This is a genomic window from Fortiea sp. LEGE XX443, assembly GCF_015206815.1.
GTDB lineage: Bacteria > Cyanobacteriota > Cyanobacteriia > Cyanobacteriales > Nostocaceae > Nostoc_B.
The window spans coordinates 51,828-71,998 of record NZ_JADEXZ010000010.1 but is presented as its reverse complement, the minus strand read 5'-3'; the positions used below and the strand labels follow the sequence as shown (position 1 = coordinate 71,998).

General features: G+C 41.3%; 20 protein-coding genes and 2 pseudogenes. 6 read left to right on the top strand and 16 right to left on the bottom strand.

Annotated elements, in window-relative coordinates:
- The first annotated feature begins 26 nt into the window (after positions 1–26).
- The 4 genes from IQ259_RS06635 (at position 27) to rpsN (ending at position 5,204) form a co-directional block, all read left to right on the top strand.
- Positions 27–2,843, top strand: coding sequence for a BPTD_3080 family restriction endonuclease (locus tag IQ259_RS06635; RefSeq protein WP_193882771.1), 2,817 nt, complete (start codon positions 27–29; stop codon positions 2,841–2,843).
- Between the two features lie 120 nt (positions 2,844–2,963).
- A complete protein-coding gene (gene rseP / locus IQ259_RS06630; RefSeq protein ID WP_193882768.1) occupies positions 2,964–4,037 on the top strand; it encodes an RIP metalloprotease RseP in 1,074 nt (357 codons plus the stop codon).
- A 123-nt stretch (positions 4,038–4,160) separates the two neighbouring features.
- Positions 4,161–4,829, top strand: a complete 669-nt coding sequence (nth, locus tag IQ259_RS06625; RefSeq protein WP_193882765.1) for an endonuclease III — start codon at positions 4,161–4,163, stop codon at positions 4,827–4,829.
- Between the two features lie 72 nt (positions 4,830–4,901).
- Complete coding sequence (rpsN, locus tag IQ259_RS06620; protein ID WP_193882762.1) at positions 4,902–5,204, top strand: 30S ribosomal protein S14; 303 nt, start codon at positions 4,902–4,904, stop codon at positions 5,202–5,204.
- A 53-nt stretch (positions 5,205–5,257) separates the two neighbouring features.
- On the opposite strand, the gene IQ259_RS06615 is transcribed toward rpsN, so the two are convergent.
- Positions 5,258–5,587: a hypothetical protein gene (locus tag IQ259_RS06615; protein WP_193882745.1), complete on the bottom strand. Its 330-nt coding sequence runs from the start codon at positions 5,585–5,587 to the stop codon at positions 5,258–5,260.
- A 148-nt stretch (positions 5,588–5,735) separates the two neighbouring features.
- On the opposite strand from IQ259_RS06615, the gene aat reads away from it, so the two are divergent.
- Positions 5,736–6,311 carry a leucyl/phenylalanyl-tRNA--protein transferase gene (gene aat / locus IQ259_RS06610; RefSeq protein ID WP_193882742.1) on the top strand — a complete coding sequence of 192 codons (576 nt, stop codon included), beginning with the start codon at positions 5,736–5,738 and terminating at the stop codon, positions 6,309–6,311.
- A gap of 73 nt (positions 6,312–6,384) precedes the next feature.
- On the opposite strand, the pseudogene IQ259_RS06605 reads toward aat, so the two are convergent.
- The 8 genes and pseudogenes from IQ259_RS06605 to IQ259_RS06570 form a co-directional block, all read right to left on the bottom strand.
- Positions 6,385–6,639, bottom strand: a pseudogene (locus IQ259_RS06605) (Uma2 family endonuclease); the annotation flags it as partial.
- 151 nt (positions 6,640–6,790) lie between these two features.
- Positions 6,791–7,105: pseudogene (locus IQ259_RS06600) on the bottom strand (Uma2 family endonuclease); the annotation flags it as partial.
- 99 nt (positions 7,106–7,204) lie between these two features.
- Positions 7,205–8,014 (bottom strand): DUF3598 family protein, encoded by an 810-nt coding sequence (locus IQ259_RS06595; protein ID WP_193882740.1) that lies wholly within the window; start codon positions 8,012–8,014, stop codon positions 7,205–7,207.
- 44 nt (positions 8,015–8,058) lie between these two features.
- The gene (locus IQ259_RS06590; RefSeq protein WP_193882737.1) at positions 8,059–8,961 is read right to left on the bottom strand and encodes an ABC transporter permease; all 903 of its coding nucleotides are present in this window, start codon (positions 8,959–8,961) and stop codon (positions 8,059–8,061) included.
- A 305-nt stretch (positions 8,962–9,266) separates the two neighbouring features.
- Entirely contained in the window at positions 9,267–10,979 is a 1,713-nt protein-coding gene (locus tag IQ259_RS06585) for a diflavin flavoprotein (RefSeq protein WP_193882734.1), read from the bottom strand.
- 694 nt (positions 10,980–11,673) lie between these two features.
- Positions 11,674–11,925: a hypothetical protein gene (locus IQ259_RS06580; RefSeq protein WP_193882731.1), complete on the bottom strand. Its 252-nt coding sequence runs from the start codon at positions 11,923–11,925 to the stop codon at positions 11,674–11,676.
- 246 nt (positions 11,926–12,171) lie between these two features.
- Positions 12,172–12,720 (bottom strand): DUF2231 domain-containing protein, encoded by a 549-nt coding sequence (locus tag IQ259_RS06575; protein ID WP_193882878.1) that lies wholly within the window; start codon positions 12,718–12,720, stop codon positions 12,172–12,174.
- Between the two features lie 27 nt (positions 12,721–12,747).
- Entirely contained in the window at positions 12,748–13,488 is a 741-nt protein-coding gene (locus tag IQ259_RS06570; RefSeq protein WP_193882728.1) for a DUF2993 domain-containing protein, read from the bottom strand.
- A 256-nt stretch (positions 13,489–13,744) separates the two neighbouring features.
- Between IQ259_RS06570 and IQ259_RS06565 the strand changes: the two genes are divergently transcribed.
- Positions 13,745–14,800: a hemerythrin domain-containing protein gene (locus tag IQ259_RS06565; RefSeq protein WP_193882725.1), complete on the top strand. Its 1,056-nt coding sequence runs from the start codon at positions 13,745–13,747 to the stop codon at positions 14,798–14,800.
- A gap of 306 nt (positions 14,801–15,106) precedes the next feature.
- Here the strand turns inward: IQ259_RS06565 and IQ259_RS06560 are convergent, their stop codons facing one another.
- From IQ259_RS06560 to IQ259_RS06530, 7 genes are all read right to left on the bottom strand, one after another.
- Positions 15,107–15,439 carry a hypothetical protein gene (locus tag IQ259_RS06560; RefSeq protein WP_193882709.1) on the bottom strand — a complete coding sequence of 111 codons (333 nt, stop codon included), beginning with the start codon at positions 15,437–15,439 and terminating at the stop codon, positions 15,107–15,109.
- 178 nt (positions 15,440–15,617) lie between these two features.
- Positions 15,618–16,022: a hypothetical protein gene (locus tag IQ259_RS06555; protein ID WP_193882706.1), complete on the bottom strand. Its 405-nt coding sequence runs from the start codon at positions 16,020–16,022 to the stop codon at positions 15,618–15,620.
- Between the two features lie 30 nt (positions 16,023–16,052).
- Positions 16,053–16,385: a hypothetical protein gene (locus IQ259_RS06550; RefSeq protein ID WP_193882703.1), complete on the bottom strand. Its 333-nt coding sequence runs from the start codon at positions 16,383–16,385 to the stop codon at positions 16,053–16,055.
- Positions 16,386–16,597: 212 nt separating this feature from the next.
- Positions 16,598–16,960: a hypothetical protein gene (locus IQ259_RS06545; protein WP_193882700.1), complete on the bottom strand. Its 363-nt coding sequence runs from the start codon at positions 16,958–16,960 to the stop codon at positions 16,598–16,600.
- Between the two features lie 392 nt (positions 16,961–17,352).
- Positions 17,353–17,943 carry a Crp/Fnr family transcriptional regulator gene (locus IQ259_RS06540; RefSeq protein WP_193882697.1) on the bottom strand — a complete coding sequence of 197 codons (591 nt, stop codon included), beginning with the start codon at positions 17,941–17,943 and terminating at the stop codon, positions 17,353–17,355.
- A 229-nt stretch (positions 17,944–18,172) separates the two neighbouring features.
- The gene (locus tag IQ259_RS06535) at positions 18,173–19,036 is read right to left on the bottom strand and encodes an alpha/beta fold hydrolase (RefSeq protein WP_193882694.1); all 864 of its coding nucleotides are present in this window, start codon (positions 19,034–19,036) and stop codon (positions 18,173–18,175) included.
- Between the two features lie 86 nt (positions 19,037–19,122).
- Complete coding sequence (locus IQ259_RS06530) at positions 19,123–19,947, bottom strand: alpha/beta fold hydrolase (RefSeq protein WP_193882691.1); 825 nt, start codon at positions 19,945–19,947, stop codon at positions 19,123–19,125.
- Between the last annotated feature and the right edge of the window lie 224 nt (positions 19,948–20,171).

The following is a 20,171-nucleotide window of genomic DNA, read 5'->3' as shown; positions in this document are numbered from 1 at the left end:
CTTGTTAGGGAATGTTGAAAAAAGCTATGATATCTTCATCAAAAATTCACCAGCTTATTATAAACTCTCCCTACGAGGAGCCAAAAAGATACTGGCAATATAATTACCAAACTCGCCTTTTTAAACTTGTAGAAGGCAGAAGACCCGCAGGTTATACAATAGCTTCTGAAAACTCAAAATCTTTTGATGATCCTGGTAAATTTGTTGAAATCCCTCTAGTTAATCAAGTACGTTTGCGAGTCAAAGCTTGGTGTGAAAATGGACATCCTGGCGTTACAGGTATTACTAAGCGTCTATTAGAACACTGGCATAACCCCGAAGAACACGATTTCCCGTTTTTCTTTTGCCAGTTAGAAGCAATAGAAACCTTAATCTGGTTGGTTGAATCTCCAGCATCTGAAAAGGTTGGTATTGATATTCCCTCTGATGGAGGAGCATTTAAACGTCTCTGCTGCAAAATGGCGACAGGTTCAGGAAAAACCATTGTTATGGCTATGCTGATTGCATGGCAAATCCTTAACAAAGTCACCTATCCTCAAGATCCCCGTTTTTCCAAAGCTATTTTTATTGTCGCACCAGGACTCACCGTTAAAAATCGCCTTCAAGTTTTAATTCCTTCCACTGAAAACAATTACTACGAGATTTTCAACATAATTCCTTTTAGCTTGTTTGATAAGTTACGTCAGGGTAAAGTTGTAGTTCGTAATTGGCACGTTCTCAATTGGGAAACAGAGGAACAGATTGAGAAAAAGAAGGGTGTAGATAAGCGTGGAGCAAAAAGTGATGAAGCTTATGTCAGGGATGTTTTAGCTGAACTGGCTAGTTTTAGCAATATTTTAGTCATTAATGATGAAGCACATCATGCTTGGCGTATTCCTGCGGAATCTAAAATAAAGGGTATTAGTAAAGAAGATATTGATGAAGCAACAAAATGGATTGGTGGACTTGATCGCATTAACAGAGCTAGAGGAATACTCACCTGTTTTGATTTTTCTGCTACACCATTTGTACCTTCTGGTAAGAGAAGTTCAGAAGAAGCTTTGTTCGGCTGGATTGTGAGTGATTTCGGGTTGAATGATGCGATTGAGTCAGGCTTAGTTAAAACTCCTCGTGTTGTAATTCGTGATGATGGGAGGCTGAACCTTAGAGACTTTAAATCGCGTTACTATCATTTATATAATGACGTTGAAGTTAAAGATGATTTCAATCGCAAAGCAAAACTAAATGAATCTTTACCTGATTTACTAAATAATGCTTATTATTTATTAGGTAAAGACTGGTTAGAAACAGCCAAAGCTTGGGAGAAAGCTGGACATAAAGTTCCTCCCGTCATGATTTCTGTTGCTAACCGCACCGAAACCGCAGCCAGGATTAATTATGCCTTTAATCATCATAAAATTCAAATAGAAGAACTTTGCATTCCAGAACGTACTCTCCACATAGACTCTAATGTTTTGAAAATGGCAGAGTCTCAAGAAGAAAGTTCTGAGATCCAATACAGAACCTCAGATATTAATGAAGATGATACATCTGATGAAGAAATTACGCCCAAGTTAACTAAACAGCAACAAGCAGAACTTTTAAGGCAAAAAGTTGATACGGTTGGCCAAGTTGGTAAACCTGGTGAACAAATTCAAAATGTTATCTCAGTTGGGATGCTATCTGAAGGGTGGGATGCTAAAACAGTAACTCACATTATGGGTATTAGAGCATTCACCAGCCAACTTCTCTGTGAACAAGTTGTGGGTCGAGGCTTAAGAAGAACCGCTTACGACATTAATCCAGAAACAAATTTGCTTGAACCAGAGTATGTCAACATTTTTGGTGTTCCATTCACCTTTATCCCCCATGAATCTAATGAAGAAACAACACCTCCACCCCCTCAACCTAAAACTGAAATAAAACCAGATCCAGAAAAGCAAGAGTTTGAAATTAACTTTCCCAATATCATCCGAATTGAGTACATTTATAAGCCTGAACTTAAGCTTAATTTAAATCAAGTTGAACCTCTAGAACTAGACGCTTTTGATAATAGTACGCTGGCGGAATTAGCACCAATTGTTGATGGTAAACCTGATGTTACAAAAATTAAGGGTATTGATCTGGAAGATTTAGGACGTAAATTTCGGATGCAGAAAATTGTCTTTGAGACTGCTAGAGACATTTTTGTGCAGATGAAACCTGGTTGGAAAGGCAATCGAGAATATTTATTAGCCAAACTGATTAGATTAGTAGAAGAGTTTATTGACTCAGGTTTAATCAGAATCAATCCACCTTTATTCAATTTAGATGAGATTCGACGGCGGATTCTTATTACTCTTAATTTAAGTAAAATAGTTCAACACATTTGGAATGCTATTTATTTAGAAAATACAGAAGCAATTGAACCTGTTTTTGACCAAAATAATCCGATTCGCTCTACTGCTGATATGCGTTCATGGTATACAGGCAAGCCATGTGAATACACACGAAAATCACACATCAACTGCTGTGTTTTCGATAGTACATGGGAAGCTAGTGAAGCATTTGAACTAGATAGAAACCCTAATGTTCAAGCTTGGGTTAAGAATGATCACCTGGGATTTGAAATTCTTTACATATTTGACGGAGTTGTTCGCAAGTATCGACCAGACTTTATTATTCGCCTAAAAAATGGGAGTTTCTTAATTTTAGAAACTAAAGGAAATTACACTCAGAAAGACGTAGCTAAAAGTGTATTTCTAGATCAGTGGATTAAAGCAGTTAATCAGCATGGTGGCTTTGGTTTTTGGCAACGAGATATATCAAGAAATCCATCTGACCTTAAGATGATCTTAGATAGGGCGGTTTCTCTATCAAAATGAGGCTTAATTAGGCAACGCCAACTTAAGTATCGGCCTTGTAGGATGGTTTGAGTCTCTGTGTCTGTTCCTCAACTACTACAATTAAGAAGATATATCCGAATATTTTGACTAAATTGCTTTATGTCAGTTTTAGCAGCGATCGCAGTCTTGGCTGTTTTGATTTTGGTACACGAACTGGGACATTTTGTTGCAGCACGGTCTCAAGGCATTTACGTTAACCGGTTTTCCTTGGGTTTTGGCCCGATTTTGTGGAAGTACCAAGGAACGGAAACCGAATATGCTGTTCGTGCTTTTCCCTTGGGTGGCTTTGTGGGCTTTCCCGATGATGATCCAGATAGTGAAATTCCACCCAACGACCCGAATCTGCTGCGTAACCGTCCAGTTTTAGACAGGGCGATCGTGATCAGTGCGGGCGTAATCGCAAATTTAATATTTGCCTACTTAGTGCTAGTTCTGCAATTGGGTATTGTTGGCATACCAGAGAAATTCAATTATCAACCCGGTGTGATTGTCCAACCAGTGAATGAGCAATCTATTGCCTATCAAGCCGGGATTAGAGAAGGAGATATTGTTCTAGCCGTTAATGGTCAACAACTAACTGCTTCGGAAAAGTCCACAGCTATATTGACCAAAGAAATTCAAACTCATCCTAATCAGCAAATCGAACTCAAAGTTCAGCAGAAAGACCAGCAAGTTTCCCTGAAATTAACACCAACCCAAGGCGCTGATGGCAAAGGTCTAGTTGGAATTCAACTAGGGCCAAATGGTAAGCCGGTTTATCGTAGACCCAGTAGTCCTTTCGAGATTTTTGGGATTGCTGCGAACCGCTTCCAACAATTATTTGTGGGTACACTCAATGGTTTTGGACAGTTAATTACTAACTTCCAACAAACCATTGGGCAAGTTTCTGGGCCAGTTAATATCGTCAAAGTTGGTGCTAAATTAGCGGCTGACGACAGCACTAACTTGCTCTCTTTCGCGGCGATTATCAGCATTAACTTAGCAATTATCAACATCTTGCCTCTACCTGCATTGGATGGCGGACAACTAGCTTTTCTGCTGATTGAAGGTTTGCGCGGTAAACCTTTACCTACCCGTATTCAAGAAGGTGTAATGCAAACTGGCTTAGTGTTACTTTTGGGCTTAGGAATTTTCCTGATTGTCAAAGAAACCATCCAGTTAACTACTCAGTAGGAATGGGTACAAAAATTGCCTCAACGCCCTCAGATTTAAGTCTGGGGCTATCTGAACAAAGCCTGCAAAAGCAGGCTAAATTATTTGTAATGGCGAATTTGATTCGCTTTTGCTAAAAATCCAGTGACCACTACCCGCAAATCTCCATCTAAAAAACAACGGGCGTTAGAAATTCTCCACCGCCTCAAGCATCTGTATCCAGATGCAACTTGCTCATTAAACTACTCAACGCCTGTACAACTACTAGTTGCAACAATTCTCTCTGCTCAGTGTACAGATGAGCGAGTCAATAAAGTAACACCAGCTTTATTTAGTCGTTTTCCAGATGCAGCCAGTTTAGCCAATGCGGACTTAGAAGAGTTAGAAAACTTAGTACGTTCCACAGGGTTTTATCGCAATAAAGCAAAAAATATTCAAGCCGCTTGTCGAATGATTGTGACTGAGTTTGACTCTGTTGTTCCTAACCAAATGGAACAATTATTAAAGCTCCCTGGTGTGGCTCGGAAAACGGCAAATGTAGTTTTAGCTCATGCCTATGGCATTAATGCTGGAGTAACGGTAGATACTCACGTTAAGCGTCTCAGTCAGCGCTTGGGTTTAACTAAGTATCCTGACCCGATTAACATTGAAAAAGATTTGATGAAGTTATTACCCCAGCCAGATTGGGAAAATTGGTCAATTCGGCTGATTTATCATGGTCGTGCTGTTTGTAAAGCCCGCTCTCCCGCTTGTGGAGCTTGTCAGCTGGCTGATTTATGTCCTACTACTAATAAAGCGATCGCGGTAGGGTAGTTCACATCAAGAGTATCCCTAGAATTAATAGGGACACTGTAGAATGGAAAATGCTGTCTTTAATTAGAATGTATGGCGAAGAAGAGTATGATTGAGCGCGAGAAAAAACGCGCCAAGTTAGTTGAAAAGTATGCCGAAAAGCGGGAAACCCTGCTGGAAGAATTCAGACAGGCAGAATCTTTAGAAGATAAGCTGGATGCTCACCGGAAAATACAACAACTACCCCGTAACAGTGCGCCCAACCGTCGCCGCAATCGCTGCTGGGTAACTGGTCGTCCTAGAGGTGTTTACCGCGACTTTGGACTGTCTCGGAACGTTCTCCGGGAGTGGGCGCACGAAGGTTTGTTACCTGGAGTGGTTAAGTCTAGCTGGTAGTCAATAGTCGATAGTCAATAGTCAAAATATGGACTGTTGACTTTGGACTTTATTTATTGACCGCAGCAATGGTCTATGCCCAGACTTTCTAAGAGTAGATCGCTGACGGCGTTAGCGATCGCAAACTCTCCATAAAAGCTTTTGGAAAAATCAAACGCTTGCATCTCTGTGACAATGGCAATTACCAGAGAACCTAAGTCGTTTTCTCCTTCCATGCGTTGACGCACAAAGATTTGCGCGGCTCGCTGGGCAATCTTTTTGTTGATTGCTTCCGGGATAAATTCTGTATCAAGCCACCGCAACAAACGCTCTTGTAACCACTCACCTTCAAGGAGGGGATTGTTAGCTGGTGGTAGGGTGATGGATGGGATTGGTTCAGTCATATTTATTTAAACGCAGAGGAATGCTGAGGATATCGCAGAGAGAAGTCTGTGCGGAGGCTTCCTCCGATCAGAACTTCGGGAGGAGCGCTGAGGATGGCGATCGCATCAGACTGCGTTCCTCTGATATTTTTTATTTTTAGTTTGATCTATGCAATATGATATCGCCGCTATTATTCAAGGTTATGCTCAAGGCTATTTTCTCATGGCTGATGACAATGATGGCTTGAGTTGGTATGGCAGCCGCGATCGCACTTTGATTCCTTTAGATGAGCGATTCCGCTATCCTAAGTCTTTGCAGCGTGTGTTGAATCAAGAACGGTTTACGGTGGCGATTAACCGTGATTTTCCGGCTGTTGTTGCTGGCTGTGCGAACCGAGAGACAACCTGGATTTCGGAAGAATTAAAAGAAATTTACTTTTTACTACATGAAACGGGTTTTGCCTATAGTTTTGAAACTTGGCAAGGTGATGAACTCGCTGGCGGTATTTTAGGAATTGTGATTGGCGGTGCTTTTATTGGTGAATCGATGTTTTACCGGATTCCCGAAAGCTCAAAGGTAGCAATGGTAAAGTTAGTAGAAAGATTGCGCCAAAGGCAATTTGTCCTGTTTGATGCTCAAATGATGAATCCGCATTTGGAAAGATTTGGCGCTTACGGTATTGGCGATGAAGCATATCAAGCTTTACTCCAGAAAGCGTTACAACGACGTTGTAGTTTGGTATAAATTATTACGAATCACGAATGGCGATCGCTAATTTATGTACGAGATTATTAGTGGGGAAAGGGCGTAACTACAATCACTCTAGCAACCAGTTAAATAAGCTTTCTACTGTTAAGCTGAAATCTTTAGCAAATTCCGGGACTGGTAACTTTGTTTCTGGTTCTTCGTAAACTTTAGTTGCTTGATTTGGCAAGTAAACAAACACAGATTTTTCTTTAGGATCAATCAGCCATCCCATCTGAGTTTCATACTTGAGACAATGGAGAATATTCTTGATAACTTTAGTTTGACTTTGATCAGGAGATAAAATTTCAATTGTCCAATCTGGGGCATTGGAGTTTAGACTAATTTTATTTATAAAACCACAAAACCCTTATCCAGAAAGGCTTTGATTATTTATAGGTTGGTTTTGATTCCAAAGCTTAAAATGCTTGCTACACAAGGGTTTTAACCTTAAAAAAAGAATTTAGTCTAAACTCCAGTGGGGCAATTACAAAGACGTTAGCAACGCCACCATTCTCTTGACGAGCAATTCTGTCCCACATAAACACAGAAATGTCAGGCACAATTGAGCGATTTCCAAATGTACAGCGAAGTTCACAGAAAGCCCGCGCAATTTTTTGGGGTTTTACGATTAAATTAATTGCAGGTGCTAACTCTGTCTGAATTGCGCTGTGTTCTCCTTGTGGCATCGGTTTTTGGATGATACGCCCATCAATATATTCACTCGCAGGTTCTGTTTCTGGTAAATCGAGGAATTCAGGGAGAGTAAAAGTTTTAGCAGGGGTTTGTACCATTTAAGGCTTCCTTACAAAAGCTAAGTTGTACTACTGCTATTTGTTATTCTACAGATTGATAAATCAGTTGGCGATTTTTGGCAGGAGTCATAACCACTCTTATACCTTTTGTTCAGTAACCAATGTAAGACTAACCCATTCACCTTTATCGCTGTAGCTGCGAACCATACGCTGGCGCAGATTAGGTTGAATTAACCAACCGACTTCTAAAAATAAGGGTTGACGTAACTTTACTTGCAATGGAGATGTTGCTGAAGCACCATTAGGTAATAGTAAAACTTGCACCTGCTTTTGTGGATTTTGGTCAAAGTGAATGATAGAACCGTTGATAGTGGCGGTTGAAGTGATTGTTCGTTCCCCAAAAGTCAAACTCTGCACTAATCTTCCTGTGTCATCTAGATGTAATTTTAGCGTTGAAGAGTAAGTGTCAGGCGATCGCCAGTCAGGATATATTGTAATAGCTTCACCGCGCCACTCTCCCAACAAATCATTTACCGATAAGGCAGGGTTTTCTAGTGGTTCCGTTCCTGCTAAATGTTCACGAATTAAGGTTATTTTATCTAGCTGACCGTTTTTATCAAATAATTGAACTAAACGTAAGCGGCGATTTTCATGAATTAAACCGAGTTCTGCACCAAATTCAGTAAATGGTGCTAACTGAATGGAACCTTGAGAAAATGCCCCATTTTCAAAGAATAGTGTACTCTTAGCGAGAGAACTGTATTCTAAGACTAAATCTTCTTGTCCTTCACGCCGGACAATTTGGCGGATGGTTTTGTTGTCGTTCAAACCTTCTAAGGAAACGACGCTGTTGATATCGTTTAAAAGCGTACCTTGAAGGGAAAATCGAGTAAATGAACCTTGCCACTTACCGAGATTTTGCAATAAACATTCCCATTGAGATTTCATAGTTATTAGTCATTGGTCAATAGTCCATAGTCAATAGTTAATGACTATGCTTTAGCAAATCGATGTACAGCAAATAAGCTTCCTATTAATCCTACCGTTGCACCGAAACTTAAGAGAATCAGGGGTAATAATAAGATTTGTGAGGGCGCAAGTTGCAAACCATTGGCAATGAATTGAATAAACTCTGGTTGATTGGCTAGTAATTTACCCAAAAACTGTTCAATTACAGAAATGAAACTCCAAGCGATCGCACCGCCAACTAAACCAAAGGAAATACCCTGTAAAATAAATGGCAGATAAATCCACGCGGAAGTTGCGCCTACCAGTTGCATAATTTCAATTTCGCGCCGTCGCGCCATGACAATTAGGCGGATGGTGGTAGTAGTGACAGCGATCGCAGTTAAAGTCAGAATACTAGTAATTGTCAAAGTAAACCAGTTCAAACCCCGATGTAACTGGGCGATGCGTTTGACTGCTTCATCTACATACAGCACCGCCTCGACACCCCGTAATTTAGCCAGATGGGTGGCTAAAGTCGGCACTACTTGAGAATTTTGCGCTTTCACCTTCATCTCATCAACTAAAGGATTTTCGCCTAGCTGCTGGGTAGCACCGTCAATATCAGCAATTCTCAAATCTTTGACTAATTTTACCCATGCTTCGTCTTTAGTAACGGTTTGCATCGCTACTACTCCTGGCATTTTTACCACCAAATGTTCGATGCTTTTAGCTTCTACCCCTGGTTCCAGATACACTGATACTTCTAACTGACTGCCAAACTGGTTAAGGAGTTTTTCTACTTGCCAAGAAGTTTGCAGACTTAAGCCAAATAGAAATAGTAACACTGCAACAGTGCTAACAGCTGCCCAATTCATCCATCCACCGCGCAGCAACCCCAAAAAGGTTTCTTTGAGTAAATAGTCGAGTTTCGTGAGAAATTTGAACACAGATTCTACCAATTCGTAATTCGTAATTCGTAATTCGTAATTTTAGAATTACATTACTCGTTATACTCGATGTAATGAAGTTTACCCATGTCATTCTTACTAAATAATGCCGTTTGCAATTTTTACTCAAACCTAACCCCCAACCCCTTCCCTACGTTCGCGCAGCGTGTCGTTCGCGGTAGCGTTGCGTAGCAAAGACAGGGAAGGGGAGCAAGAATCAAAGCCTCTCTCAGCTTGCCTAACGGCAGGCTGATGCCAACGGGGAGATGTTTGGAGAGGGGTTTAAAAAACTCAGCACTCAGCACTCAATAATGCGTTGCAGACTTGCGATGATGCACAGATGTGACACCATCTTGATTTAAAACCTTACCGTTTTCCACAGTGGCATAAACCAGCCAGTGATCACCAGATTCCATGCGGTTTTGAACTTTACACTCCAAGTAAGCTAAAGCATCTGTGAGTATAGGAGAGCCATTTGTACTTTCCTCGGTAGCAACATCTGCAAATCGGTCTTGTCCAGGGCTAAAGGGTTTGAGGAAATGTTTCATCAACCCCAAATGATTGCCTTCCTGGAGAATGTTTAGGACAAATTTATTACCTGAATGAGTAAGTGGTTCTACGGCGCGGTCTTTAGCAACGGCTATGGTTAATCCCGGCGGATTAAAGCTGGCTTGAGCTACCCAAGAGGCTAACATGGCGCTGGCTCTATCGTCGTGTTTGGCTGTTAGCACACACAGAGAACCTACGATGCGTCCAACTGCTTGTTCAACATTCGTGGCTGGTAGACTTTGCACGCGCACTTTTTTTGCTTTTTTCAGTGTTTGGGCAAAGTCTGTTCCGGCTTCTTCACATAATTGCAAGGTAGCATCGTCGGGTTTAAACTTGATGCGGATGGTATCAAAACCAAAGCGATAGCCAGCATCTTTGAGTTTGCTTTCAATTAAATCGACGGCTTCGCCACTCCAACCAAAGGAACCAAATACACCTGCAAGTTTATTATTTGTTCCTGTTGACAGCACGATCCCTAAAGCTGTTTGTACTGGTGTGGGTGCATGTCCTCCCAGCGTTGGGGAACCCATGATAAAACCAGCAGATTTTTCCACAGCCGCGCGGATTTCTTCTGGCTCGGTAAATTCGCAATTAATTGATTCTACAGCAACACCAGCTTTCGTAATGCCACGGGCGATCGCTTGGGCTAAGGTTGTAGTATTTCCATAGGCTGACGCATAAATTAAGGCTACTGTCAAGTCAGCAGATGTTTGCTGTTGACTCCATTGCCGATAAGCTTGAGTCAAGTCAATTAAGCCGTAACGTACCAACGGCCCGTGTCCCGTCGCGTACAAACGTACAGGAAAATCCGCCAGTTTTTCTAACGCTGTTTCTACTTGCCGCGCATGGGGAGCCATGAGACAATCATAATAATAGCGGCGGTCTTCGTTAATTATTTCCCAACCTTCATCAAATACTTGGTCGCCGCAGATATGCGCCCCAAATAACTTATCTGTGTAAAGAATTTCGGTTTGCGGGTCGTAGGTGCAGAGTTCATCAGCGTAGCGGGGGTTGGGTGTAGGAATAAATTGCAAATAATGTCCCTTACCTAAATCCAGGGTTTCTTCCCCCCGCATGATCATAATTGGTAAGTCTTGATTTTCTAAAACTCCGCGTAAATTAATCGCCCCCGGATTAGAACAGACAAAGGTAATTTGTGGCGCGATTTCTAGTAAAGCCTTCAATGTGGCGGCGCGGTTGGGATTGATATGACCGAGAATAACATAATCAATCGCTTTCACATCAAGGCGCTTTTGTAAAGCCTCCAAATAAATTTGCGTGAAGGTTTCCCCAGGCGGGTCAATCAAAGCAATTTTATCACCTTGAATTAAGTATGAATTTGCAGTCGTGCCTTTAGCTAAAGCATATTCTATTTCAAATCTCAGTCTTGCCCAACTGCGCGATCGCAGTACGGTTGTATTTGTAGCAATAGGTAGTATCTGCACATCACGAGGTTTAGTTTCTGTCATAACTTTTGAATAACTTTTTTTTAAGTATTTTTTATGAATGAGACAGCAATTGCTACAAATTAGTACACAATTGCAGTAAATAGATATCTATTTATAATTAAAGCTTAATTTGTTTAATTAAATTTTGACTATTTATTAGAGGCAGGGGGCAGGGGGAAAGGTAAAAACCTTGCCCCTTGTGGGCAAAAGCCCCCTTGCTCCTTTTCTCCCTTGGTTGTTCGCGTAGCGTCCCGTAGGGAAGCCCCACCCCTTGTGGGTGGTTTTTCTCCCCTGCTCCCTGCTCCCCTGCTTTTTTCACTATGGAATGGATAAAATAACAGCTTTCCCACAGAGTAGTAATTGCAGATATCTGGCGATCGCATCTTTCTACCTTGTGGTGCGTATTTTACCAATTGGTAAATAGCCGAGAGCTTTGATTCTGCCATTATTATAGGATTTTAATGATAATTTTTATTTATGCAATAGTAACGACAATATAAGCATTTACCACAAATAGATAAGTGTTAGTAACAAAACAAGTTGCGTTGGTAGCGATCGCATAAGTTGTCGTTACTAACAAATTAGCATTCGTAACGAAACAAGTTGCGTTGGTAGCGATCGCAACTTATTTCCTAACGACACGAATTGCGTTGGTAGCGATCGCAAAACTTGTCCTTACTCACAAACAAATATAATCAACTATGCCGCAGCCATTCTAAAATTTCATCAACTGACTGGGTGTAAAGACTTTGAGGGTGTTGTAGTTTGATATGGGGGTGCTAATAAAACAAATCGCACCTTTAAATTTGCTGATGGCGTTGAAAAACGCATTGCTGTATGTCAATTCACCTGGATTATTGGTTGCGCCTGGGTGAAATACTAAAACCACCCGTTTATCAGTTTCTAGCAAATCCCAATAAGTTTGGAGTTCCGCCACTGATACCAATTCACGAAAATCTTGATACAAATTAATGGTTTTTAATTCTTTCCGTCTGCTCCCTACCCCCTGCCCCCCTGCGACCTACTTGTATCAAACTTAAAGTGAAACGGTATGACGACCTACCCCAGGGTAATACTTAAATAAAAAGCCCATCGCTGTCACGATGAGCAAAGAGACGATGATGAATATTTTTGATCTGTGGTTGTGGCGCATTTTTACAAAGCTATAGACTAGGCAAGATTCTAGCCTTCATGTCTTTGATCTCAAATAAAATTACGGGTATCTTTTACTTCCAGCTCCGACTACTCCAATTTTGTGGCGATAGGACAGTTCTGCACCAAACCACCCAGAAATGCTAGTCAGTGTACCAACTACAAGGGATAGTAACAACCCCCAAGGTAAGAGACGCGCCTCAGCGTCACCCAAACGCAGGAGAAAGTTGAACAGCGTTAAAACCAGGAGCGAAACATTCAGAATGAGATGTATCCAGCCAGCTTTGCGCTTGCGGACTCGCTCAATTTTCAAAAAGTCGCTCATCCCGATCGCAGCTGCAATTACACCTCCAGCCAATCCAAGTCCGATTAACCATAAAGAAGCCCTCGCCCAGAAAAAGTCACGAGTTAACCAATAGCCGAAGTCGCTTCCCAAGGCTGCGGCTAAAAAAGCTATGGGAAAAATTACGCTTAAAGGGTGTAGAGGATGTCCAGCGATCGCTACTGTACTAGGTACACCTGGATCACGATATTCTTGATCATTACTTTCAATAACAGGTGGAATATTGGGAAATGGAGTAGAAGCTGATGTTGTTTCTGAAGTATCCATAGTGTCCATAAGTTTAGTATCCTTTATTTAAGCGGAAGGGATTTGCTCTACATACGCTTCTGCTTGCAGCGTTAGTTTGCCTGGCGTAATTTCTAGTTGCTTAACTCGCAGACTCATTCCTTCTAAATCGAAGTTACTTAAATTCAAAATTTCACTCGTTTGGTCAACTAGAGCTTTTGTCAATTCGGGTGATATTTCTTCACCTTCGCCATACTCGACATTTTCTAAAGAAACAGTTTGCCCGTTAATATTTACCTTAGGTAATGCGGAGAAAGCAATTTGTTGAGTTTCACCTGTTTCTTTTAATTTGATGCTTGCATTTAGCCCTATTTTTTGATTATCCAGTAAGCGAAAGTCTACATGTTGAGGTTCTATACTCCTTGAATGCCCATTAATATGTATTTTCTGGCATTGAAGTTGTGAACGCACATATTCAGAATTAAAAGCGCGGTTGATATCACTTTCAGTCAGAACTACTTTAGCACTAGCTTCCGTAGGTTTAGTTAATTCAATTTTGCCAAAAGCCACACTTAAAGGATTGATAGCAACATTACCCATTTGCATTTCTAGTTCCTCCATCCGGAGGTCTTGTTGCATTACTAATCCTTCGCCTGTGATCTGTACTGTGTCTACTTGTCCCTGAACCATTTTGAAGGGATCAGTTTTAATATTGACATCCAAATTTTCTACTTCATCCAACTGGCTAGATAAGCCGATTTCTGCGGCTTTATTTAGAGCCTGCTCTCCTAGTCCAGGACTTTCTGACATTGTATTTTTATCTCTTGTTTTGACTATCTTTGGACAATCTAGAAAAATAATTTAAAAAAATTATCTATCTAATGATAGAGGAAGCTTTAAAATTTTGTATATCCAAAAGAATAATTAAAATTTTTTATGTTAAAAAATATCGCTTTCTATCTAGAGTTGCGCTACTGATCGCTCAAAAGAAAGATGGAAAATAATTAACTTCATGACAAGCTGTAAATAGGAATAATCCGATTATTTTTTTGAGGAGAACTTCAGAATGGTATCAACTTTAGATGATACAAAACGTAATGCTATTGCTACTAAACTGGCTAGTATTAAATTAATTCAACAGTTACTCATTGAGAACGAAGAACGGTTTTTGAGAGAATGTACTGATAGCGAAATCTCGGATCGCATTCGAGATTTCCTGGAAGATGATCGCAAAAACTTGGGGATTATCGAAACTGTAATTGTGCAGTATGGTATTCAGCAAGAGCCAAAAAAAACTGTGCAAGAAATGGTCGAAAAAGTTCGCCAATTGATGCAAGGCTCAGAACTAAGTTTCTACGAAAAAGTATCTCAGCACGAATTACTCAAGCATCAACAAGTCATGAGTGGCTTATTAGTCCATAAAGCAGCTCAAAAAGTTGGTGCTGATGTCATGGCTGCAATTGGCCCTATCAATCCCGTTAACTTTGAGAACCGCGCACATCAAGAGCAACTCAAAGGAATTTTAGAAATTTTAGGTGTCCGCGAACTGACTGGACAAGATGCCGATCAAGGAATTTGGGCAAGAGTTCAAGATGCGATCGCAGCCTTTAGCGGTGCCGTAGGTAGTGCTGTTACCCAAGGTACTGACAAACAAGATATGAATATCCAAGATGTAATCCGCATGGATCACAATAAGGTAAATATCTTGTTTACAGAACTGCTACAAAGCAATAATCCCCAAAAGATCCAAGAATACTTCGGTCAAATTTATAAAGATTTAACTGCCCATGCAGAAGCTGAAGAGGAAGTAGTGTATCCCAGAGTTCGTTCCTTCTACGGAGAGAGCGATACCCAAGAACTGTATGACGAACAAGCCGAAATGAAGCGCCTATTAGAGCAAATCAAAGCTATTAATTCTTCTGCACCTGAATTCAAAGATAGAGTCAGAAATTTGATGGATATTGTTGGCGACCATATTCGTCAAGAAGAAAGTACAATGTTTGCTGCCATCCGCAACAATTTGAATACTGAACAAACTGAGCAATTAGCTACACAATTCAAAGCAGCTAAGAGCAGAATTCAACAAAGATTAGGCGGTACTACAACCGGTGTGAATGTTTAGTGGGAGTTCCCGCTGACAATAGCAGCTAATCTGCACACAGAAATATCTGATTTTGTAGCTTAATAAAAAAGGGGATAAGTATATCAACTATCCCCTTTTTGTTTGAGCTTTAAGTAGATTTTAAATCAGAAAAATCTAGGAATATAGCAGTAGACAAGGCAGTTAGGACATCGGCCAATGATAAAAATCATGCACTAAAAGACGTTTAACCCTGTCACCTGCGGTCACTGAGCGGCTGGTGAGCGCAGTCGAACCATGCCGAAGTGTCACCTGTTCCCTGTCACCTGCTATAACTAACTAATTTCACTATCTATACCAGCGATTGTTATTACGATACTTTTTGTAATGACCATAATGATTACCACGGTCACGACGAGAATTTTGAGATATCCCATAGTCTTGATCTCTGTTAGAATCACGTCGCTGATAAGGTGCTTGACGACGATTTATCTGCCCTCGACGATTCTGTTGACGATTAGTTTGATTGATAATTTGGATAATTGTATTGTTGTCTCCATTAATGGCCGCAGTTTGACCTGCTCCTTGATTACTGTTCACCTGTGCTAGAACAGGAAAAGACGCAAGCCCAACACTTGCAACTGCCGTTAAAAGACTAAAAATAAATTTTTGTTTGCTCATTTTCGTCATACCTTAAATCAACTCATTAAAACCACCTGATCTTAGATTTTGGTGGGGCTTGTAATAATTTAATTACTAATTAGTAATTATTTAGCCCCATATTCATCTGTTCAATCCAAAATCTAAAATTTTCAATTTTCTGAAGGGTTTGAGCCTTGGACTAAATAGCTAATAAATTTCAACGGCGGAAATTGCGCTGTCTAGTTAAAGATGGATCATATGCTGGGTTGTAAACATCCACCTGAACCCCAACAGGAACTTTAATAGTCGGCCCATTTATCCCTGTACCGTTACCTCTACCGCCATTAATGCGTTGTCTGCTGGTGCGTTGTTGGTTTGCCCGTCCACTGCCAGTGTAAACTTGAGTCCCAACTTGTGTAATTGCGTTTCCTGAGCATTGACCTTGATTTTGCAAATCAACATTGTTGCTCTGTCGTGAAGGCTGTCTAGAGCCACGAACAGCTACTTGAACACCAACATCAGTCATTACACACTGTGCAGCAGCAGAATCAGTAAAAGCAGGTAATATCGGTAGTAAAGCACTGCTCGATAACCATCCAAGTAATAACAGTTTGGATCTCATGTTTACCTCCTAATCAACATCTGGTAATTACTATCGACATACAGTTGTAGAAGTAGTAGTTTGAGCAACACTTCTACCTGAGTAACTTGTTTGACGCTTGGTGTAGTTAGAAGTGTAGCGACGACAGGGTGCTTGCCGATAGTACCTACGCAGGCGACGACGGGAATAGGAATCTGATTGAGTGTAGTAACTATCTCCTGGTTGATACCTGTCTTCTTCAGAAGTTATTCTGATTCCACTATCTGAATCAACTATTGTTGTGCCGTCATCAGTACGGATTTCTATTCTGGATGCGCTGGCTGCATTTGGCCAGGCTATGAGCGCCAAGAAGACCGCTAAGGGTAAATACTTTTTCGTCATCATGATGAAATTTCTCCATAAATGGAGGGAAAAAGCTTTCTGATGCTGAATTAATTCAAAAAGCCCAAAAATTTTAAACCTGATTTTGTGATTGCTTAAAGCAATACGTTACGCAAAGATAAACCAAATAGTTAGCTTGCAACTCCCAATCTTCAATTAAGATTGGGAGTCTTACTTAAGAGCTAATGAATCTCATCAACTAATAACCTGACTAATCAATATCTGTCACGGCGACCACGCTGATCACGGCGAACAGAGTTTCTTTGTGTGTTAATTACTCTAGAGCGTTGTTCAATAGAGTTGCGATAACCTACAGCACCCGCAGATTGATCAGTATATTGATCATTACCTTGATTGACTTGTCCGCCAGAACGCCGACCTCTGACGCGTTGACGGCTGTTTTGGATATTGATCTGATCAGCCCGTTGATAAATGTAGTTTTCGTCGCCTACGGTAGCAGCATTTTGATTGACGCTCTGAGTACTTGTTTGGTTAGTCTGGGCATTAGCAGGTAAGGAAGCTAATCCTAAAGCTGCTACAGAGAAGATACCGACCAGATAACGTTTTACTAATGTCATGCTCACCTCAATTTGTAAATTTTGAGTGCAGTGAAAGAAACACTTTCTTGCATTAAAAACGTGCAAAAGCACACGTGAGTATCTTAGCCTACGTTTTTACATCTTACATGAATAATTTCTCATTAATTTGGAATAATTTCGTTTTTTATATCTTTATATGCTCATATGGCTGAAAAATAATCATCAAAGAAATAGACCTAATAAGGTATAAAAAATTCTCTTTTATAGCTTTTATTGCCTAGTCTTTATTTCTCGTTTTTAAGTATATAAAAAGACTGGGCAAAAAAATAATTACTGATGCTTCTCTCAAGGACAAAGTTGCCCAAAATGAGATTTTTTAGCTTTTTATCCCCCAAAATTACGGGCTAATAAAGTTTTTACATTTGCTGAGATTAAATTTCATAGTGCCAAATGTCTTCTTCTCTCACCACGATTCGATGGAGAGATAGACGATCAATTAAACCTTCTTCCTCAAACTGTCCTAAAATTCTAGTGATGGTCACGCGGGTGGAACCAAGCATTTCAGCTAGGTCTTCGTGAGTTAAACGCATATCTATTAAACGTCCCTGCTCAACTTCCGATCCGAACTTTTTGGATAACCAAGCTAATAGTTTGATGAGCATAGTATCCACTTTTTTATAACTACGGATCACCATCAATTCTTCAGCCTGTTGGATGTGTGCTAATAGAGTCTCTTGGGGTTGATACCAATCTTCTATGAGTAAGATTCTGACTTCTACCTTTGTTAAGCACTCCATCTGATAAGGTTCTATTTTTGACATACTTTTACCAGTGATATCTCCAGGCCCCCATAATCCTAGAGCAACTGTCGTACCATCTTCTAAGTAAGTAAAAGTTCGCACGAAACCTGTTTCAATCTGCCAAAGAATATTTTGATAATCTGGCAGGAATGACCGCCTTGTAAAATGCTGCTTGGCATTTTTAGTGGGTGAGTTAGACACACTGGAGTGTAAAGACACCATGATATATAGTACTATTTTTCGATATATTAACCGTAGTATACATAATAGATCAAGCTAAATAAACTTGTAGGTATAAAAAATCGTAAGTTTTAAACCTACGATTTTTGAGAAGCGCAGGGAGGACTGGCTTGGCATGGGGCGCTTTACCTGTAAGTTTACCCGCCATAAAACTTCTCCCTTTGTGTGAATTTAGCATTGAGGTTTGCCCTCAATGTGCTGGAAAATTGTGTCAAGAAGAAATGTGAGTTGTCATAAAGCGAACGATATGGTCAGCGATCGCATTTCCTTCCTCTTCCAAGGCAAAATGCCCGGTATCGAGTAAATGAAACTCAAGCTTTTGCAGGTCGCGCTTGTAGGGATAAGCACCTTCGGCTGGAAAGATAAAGTCATTCTTACCCCAGACAATCAGGGTAGGGGGCTGATATTTGCGGAAATACTCCTGCCATTGCGGATATAACGGTGGATTTGTGCGATAGCTATAAAACAGCGCGAGTTGAATCTCATCGTTTCCGGGGCGATCTAGGAAGGATTGATCGATGTTCCAGTTATCAGGACTGATCGCTTCAGGATTGCGAACACCATTGATATATTGCCACTTTGTCGTTTCTAGTGTGAAAAAGGGTCTGAGCTTGTCAGCATTCTCAGGAGAAGGATTTTGCCAGTAAGCCTTAATCGGTTCCCAAAATTCGCCGCGGATACCTTCTTCATAGGCATTCCCGTTTTGAACAATGAGTGCTTCCACTCGCTCTGGATGTTTAGCCGCAATCCGAAAGCCAATGGGAGCGCCATAATCCATTACATAAAGGCTATAACGCTGGAGATCAATGGCGGTAATAAATTTCTCTACGATCTTTGCCAGGCGGTCAAACGTGTAGTCAAACTCTTGCACGGTTGGCATAGAACTGTTACCATAGCCCGGATAATCAGGTGCAACCACATGAAAGCGATCGCTAAGTGCAGGAATTAAATTGCGAAACATATGAGAGGATGTTGGGAAGCCATGCAACAGCAGAATCGTCGGATTACTGCGGGAGCCAGCTTCTCGGTAAAAGATATCTAAACCATCGATCGAAACTGTGCGAAATTTGGTCATAACATTACTCCTGGTAAGTTTTTGTACTGAACATGTTTGTTCTGGCAGAAATTTTAGCCGGAAAATCCGCCATTAGCGTGAGAGTGTCAGTCTTTGAGGAACGACAGCAGGTCAGCGTTGAGTTGATCTTTGTGCGTGTCGGTCAGTCCGTGGGGTGCGCCTGGATAGATTTTTAAAGTGGCATTCTTCACAAGTTTGGCGGCAGCGATCGCCGCAGCACCGATCGGCACGATCTGATCATCATCACCGTGGATCATCAACGTTGGTACGTCGAACTTTTTGAGATCCTGGGTGAAGTCCGTTTCAGAGAATGCCTTGATGCAGTCGAAGGCGTTTTTGTGACCCGCCTGCATACCCTGAAGCCAGAACCAGTCGATCATACCTTGGGAGACTTTAGCACCCGGACGGTTGAAGCCGAAGAACGGGCCGCTAGCGAGATCCTTGTAGAGCTGCGATCGGTCAGTAAGAGAACCAGTGCGAAGCCCGTCGAACACTTCGATGGGTAGCCCATTAGGATTATTCTCTGTCTTCAGCATCAGTGGCGGAACGGCAGAGATTAGCGCAGCTTTCGCAACTCGTGCTGTGCCGTGGCGACCGATATAGCGAGCAACTTCACCGCCACCCGTCGAGAATCCAAACAACACCGCCTTTTTAAGATCCAGGCTTTCGATTAGCTCCGCCAGATCGTCGGCATAGGTATTCATCTCGTTGCCGTTCCAGGGTTGGCTTGATCGCCCATGTCCTCGGCGATCGTGGGCAATGACCCGAAATCCGTGGTCTGCCAAAAACAGCATCTGAGCTTCCCAACTATCAGAATTCAGAGGCCAACCGTGGCTGAAGACAATCGGTTGTCCTGTACCCCAATCTTTGTAGTAAATCTGTGTGCCATCTTGCGTTGTGATTATGCTCATGGAATTTCTCCTCAATCGGTATGGGTTGGGTTCAAGAGAACGAAGGCGCTGACTGGACATTTACATCGTTGTTCTCATTCTTCAACAGACATTCCATTTAGCCCACGCAAGTTCCCTGAGTTAAGCTGCAACTTATCTTGAAGCGTGGTATTCTTCAGGAAAAAAGACCGTGATTCAAAGGCTACAGCTCGTTATAAAAAAGACTCGCTTTGTTCTTTAATCCT